The sequence below is a fragment of the Methanospirillum sp. genome (assembly GCF_028679455.1).
Classification (GTDB): Archaea; Halobacteriota; Methanomicrobia; order Methanomicrobiales; family Methanospirillaceae; genus Methanospirillum.
In genome coordinates, this window is record NZ_JAJRBM010000344.1 from 1 (window position 1) to 5,381 (window position 5,381).

Consider the following 5,381-nt stretch of genomic DNA (forward strand, 5'->3'; position numbering starts at 1 on the left):
GGGTTTTGGTTAAAACAGTATGAAGGTATATTTGTAAGCAGAATTAATGAGAAATATCTCCCTAAATCGACAAATTTTTGATACCTAGCATGATACATATTTTTGGTGCTGAATTCATTCAGTTATCATAACCACAAACAGATATAGGAGATACGGTTTCTGATTAGAACTTCACAAGATATTGGATAATGTCGGTATTTTTAGGCACCTGATTATTCCGAACATTTAAATAAAATTAAAGAATGAGAACATGGTGAGAGTGAGAACCATGCCTATTCAATCAGATTCTCATTTACAATTTTGATAAGAGTATCGGGGTGTTTATTATTCAAAAAAATAAGAATCACACGGTCATTATCTTCATACTCTTCTTCCTGTGTTGTTTTCTTTTTGGACCCATACACGCTGATATATCAGATTCTTTAATACCTTCCCTTGATGAAAACACAAAGAAACAACCCGATTCTAATGTTTCAGTTGGGGAATTGAATCCAAATTCGCCCATCCGTATTGGTGTTATTGCAAACCGGGGGGAAGAGATCGCTCTGCAGGAATGGGGACCCACGGCAGAATATCTAAGTAAAATACTCGCTCCGCTGAAGTTTATCATCGTGCCATATGGTTATAATGAAACCATTACCGCTGTGAAAAAGAAAGAAGTCTCATTTATATCTTCAAACCCGTCGATCTGCACAAATCTCGAATATTATGGTCTTGTCCAGCGCATTGCATCGCTGCAGGTACCTGGAGATCCAAATCCTGAATCGTTGTTCGGTGGTGTTATCTTTACACGTTCAGACCGGTCAGATATTAATACCCTCTCAGATCTAAAAGGGAAACGTTTCATAGCCGTTGATCCTGAGTCCCTCGGTGGTTGGCAGGCAGTTCTGGGAGAATTTCTCAGTGTTGGGATATACCCTGACAAGGATTTTGCCTCCCTTAATTTCACCGGGGTCCAGGATGCAGTGGTTTATGCTGTCATAACCGGTCAGGAGGATGCCGGATCTGTGAGAAGCACCCAACTCGAACGGATGAATAAAGAAGGTCTGATCAACCTTAAGGAAATTAAGGTTCTCCATAATCAGAATGAACGCAATCCCGGATACCTCTACCTCCTTTCCACCAGTCTGTATCCTGAATGGTCATTTGCGTCAGTTTCCGGGGTTGATCAAGAGCTGAGCAAGAAGGTTGCTGTTGCCCTTCTTATGATGAAATCCGATGATCCTGCTACTCTGGCGATGAATGGAGCCGGCTGGACTGTTCCCCAGGATCACACAACCGTTCATAATCTTCTCCGACGACTTAATCTTCCTCCATATGAGAATTATGGCAAACCAACAGTCCAGGAAGTGTTCAATCAATACTGGCAGACGATTTTTGGAATCATAGCAGGTATCATTATGCTTTCGATTCTATTGTCATATACCTGGAAGACGAAAAACAATCTTAACCGGGCCCTGAAACAGGTCAGGGAAGATGAAATAACCCTGAGAAACTCCCACGATGAACTAGAAATAGCAAAAAATAAGGCAGAAATATCAGACAGACTGAAATCAGCTTTCCTTGCGACGATGTCTCATGAACTACGAACCCCCCTTAATTCAATCATCGGATTTGTTGGAATTCTCCTCATGGATCTGGCTGGGCCACTCAATACTGAACAAAAGAAGCAACTGGGCATGGTTCAGCACAGTGCCGAACATCTTCTGGCTCTCATTAATGATGTGCTCGACATCTCAAAGATAGAGTCCGGAGAACTGAAAATTGCTAATGAGCCTGTTGAAATTATCCCATCTGTCAAATCGGTTGTTACAGCCCTACAGCCATTAGCCAGTAAGAAGGGGATTACGATTGAGATGAACCTGGATCCACAAACCGGGATGGTATCAGGTGATAAGCGACGGATCGAACAGATCGTAATGAATTTACTGAGTAATGCAATCAAATTTACCGATATGGGAACAATTACCCTGAATACCCAGGTCACTTCAGACGAGGTGGTTCTTTCAGTACGGGACACCGGTATTGGGATTCGGGAAGAAGATCTTAACATACTGTTTCAGCCATTTCGCCAGGTTGATTCCGGGACTACCCGGAAACAAGAAGGGACCGGTCTGGGACTTTCGATCTGCAAAAAACTGGTAGGCCTACATGGAGGAAGAATAACGGTGGAGAGTAAGATTGGGGAAGGGAGTTCATTCATGGTTTTTCTCCCGATAATGATACCACGATAACCGTTCATTTTTCTCCAAAAGATACTTGTGTATCTAATTACATCAGTAACTATCAAAAAACGTATTAATATTTGCCGTTTTGGATAAAATTAAAATCAAGAAAAATTTGCATACGTTGGATTCAAGATGACAGATGAGAAATTGCGATCAGAAAACGAACAGATCTCTATCCTCTATGTAGACGATGAGGAAGATCTTCTAACGCTATGCAAGTTATTTTTAGAGCGTTCAGGAGAATTCAAAGTTGAAACCATGAATTCTGCACTGCAAGCTCTGAAATCCTCTCAAATTCACTCATTTGACACCATCATATCTGATTATCAGATGCCAATGATGGATGGCATTGAATTTCTCAAACGTCTGAAGACTGAAGGGAACCTCACTCCATTTATCTTATTTACCGGGAAAGGGCGTGAAGAAGTAGTTATCGAGGCATTGAATAATGGTGCTGATTTCTATCTTCAGAAGGGGGGGGATCCAGCAGCACAGTTTGCAGAACTTTCTAACAAAATTCGCCACACCGTATTGCGAAGACGAGCTGAATCTGAGCTCCTTGAGTCACAGAAAAAAATTGCTGACATTATTGACTTTTTTCCGGATGCAACATTTGCCATTAATAATGAGGGGGTGGTAATTGCATGGAATCGGGCCATGGAAGTAATGACTGGTATTAGAAAGGACGATATGATTGGCAAAGGTGACTATGCCTACACGGTCCCATTCTATGGTACCAGAAGAAAACAACTCCTTGATCTCATTGATAGGGAAGATAATGAGATAACCTCTTTATATCAGTCACTGCAGAGAGATGGTCAGAATATTTATGCGGAGGCATTCACTCCTGCACTCTTTGGGGGAAAAGGGGCATATATATGGGTAACCGGAGCACCCCTGTATGATATTCAGAATAAACGGATCGGTGCTATTGAATCAATTCGGGATATAACCGACAGAAAACAGATAGAACAAGCCCTGCAGGAGAGCGAGGAGCGATATCGGAATGTTGTAGAAGAACAGACCGAATTTATTACCCGGTTCCTTCCTGATGGGACACATGTTTTTGTGAACGATGCATATTGCAAGTATTTTGGTTTCACACGGGAAGAGATCATCGGCCGTCGATTCAAACCAGATATCCCGTCTGAAGACATAGAACAGTTACAGCAATTTTTTGATTCCCTTACTCCTGAACACCCGGCCGATATTATCGAGCACCGGATCATTATGCCTAATGGCAGTATCCGTTGGCAACGATGGAGCGATCATGCTATTTTCAATACTTCCGGAAAATTAGTTGAATATCAGTCGGTTGGCCAGGATATTACCAATAATAAAAGAGCTGAAGTGGCACTCATTGAAAGTGAGAAGAAATACCGGACATTATTTGAGACAACCGGAACTGCAACCACCCTTCTGGAAAATGATGGTACGATCTGTCTGGCAAACTCAGAATTCGAACGGCTTAGTGGATATTCAAAGGATGAGATTGAGAATAAAAAGACTTGGATGGAGTTTGTTGTCACCGAAGATATTGAGATGATGAGAACTCAACACCATTTAAGGAGACAAAATCATGAGAAAGCCCTCATGCATTACGAGTTCAGGTTCCAATCCCGTTCTGGAAAAATACATTACATTTTTTTGACAATTGATGTTATTCCAGATACATTACAGAGTGTTGCATCCCTGTTGGATATCTCGGACCGGAAGAAAGTAGAAGATGAACTGATCGCGGCTAATAAGGAGTATATCAATCTGCTGAACCAGATCCAGACGGTCTATTACCGTAGCGATATCGAAGGCAGGCTGATCAGGGCTAGCAATTCATGGGCATTACTGCTTGGATATAATGATCTATCTGAATGCATAGGCAGGAATATCGCAGAGGATTTCTACTTCAATCCAGGAGATAGAGATAAATTTCTTGAAGAAGTCTACAAAAATGGGGTCGTTTCCGGTTATGAAGTAACCTTAAAGAAAAAAACCGGTGAGCCGGTGGTGGTTTTAACCGCTAGTCATCTCAATTACAATTCAGCGGGAGAGATATTAGGGGTAGAAGGAACATTCCAGGATATTACTGATAGAAAATTGGCAGAAAAAGCACTTATTGAGAGCGAGAAACAGTACCGTGATATTTATGAAAATGCGGTTATTGGAATATTCAAAATGTCTCTTGAAGGTAAGATAATAAGTGCTAATTCTCAGGCCGCAAAACTTCTGAAATACGATACCGCAGATGAATTGATTCAGTCGGTCCCTGATGTGATCTCCCAGGTGTTTCTGGATCCTTTAACTGGTGAAAACGCGAGACAGATCATACGAAAAACTGGATATTTGAAAAATTTTGAAGCCCAGTTCCGTTGTAAGAACGGAGAAACGATGTGGGGTATGTTGAATTCACGCCTGGTAAAGGATGAAAACGGTATCATTCTCTATCATGAAATTATCAGCCAGGATATTACCGATCGGAAACGTGCAGAAGAAGCACTCAGACAGGCAAACCGAAAACTGAATCTGATGACGAGTATTACCCGGCATGATATCCAAAATAAGATCACCACAATTTTAAGTTTCCTGTATCTGGCAAAGGAAGATATTAATGATCCAAATTTGGCTGATTATTGTAAATGGATAGAATCAGCGACAAAACAGATACAGTCACAAATAGAATTCACGCGAATCTATCAGGATATCGGTACTACTGAACCCCAATGGCAGAAACTCGAACCGATTTTGGATCGGTTACCAATCACGGATGCATTGGTATTCGAATCAGATGTTCACGAACTGGAACTCTATGCAGATGCGATGCTTGAAAAAGTATTTTTTAACCTTCTCGATAATTCCATCAGGCATGGTGAGAACGTAACGGAGATACGTGTTTTCTATCGTGCTGACCATGAAGGGATTACTATAATCTGGGAAGATAACGGGATTGGCATTCCTGATGATATGAAGGAACAGATTTTTGAACGTGGGGTTGGGAAAAATACTGGTCTTGGGTTGTTCCTGATTCATGAGATTTTGTCAATTACCGGAATGAGCATCCGGGAGACCGGAAAAGCAGGGAAGGGAGCAACATTTGAGATTTTTATTCCGAATGGAACATATCGTAATATTTGATTTTATGGGGCATGCAAAATATAA

The 5,381-nt window shown here is 41.3% G+C and carries 2 protein-coding genes; both read left to right on the plus strand.

The genetic code is table 11. The annotated features are described in order from the left end of the window. Window positions 1-485 precede the first annotated feature (485 nt). Window positions 486-2,234, plus strand: coding sequence for a sensor histidine kinase (locus LUQ50_RS11770; protein WP_300040029.1), 1,749 nt, complete (start codon window positions 486-488; stop codon window positions 2,232-2,234). Between the two features lie 126 nt (window positions 2,235-2,360). Continuing rightward, window positions 2,361-5,357 (plus strand): PAS domain S-box protein, encoded by a 2,997-nt coding sequence (locus LUQ50_RS11775; RefSeq protein WP_300040030.1) that lies wholly within the window; start codon window positions 2,361-2,363, stop codon window positions 5,355-5,357. Window positions 5,358-5,381: the final 24 nt, after the last annotated feature.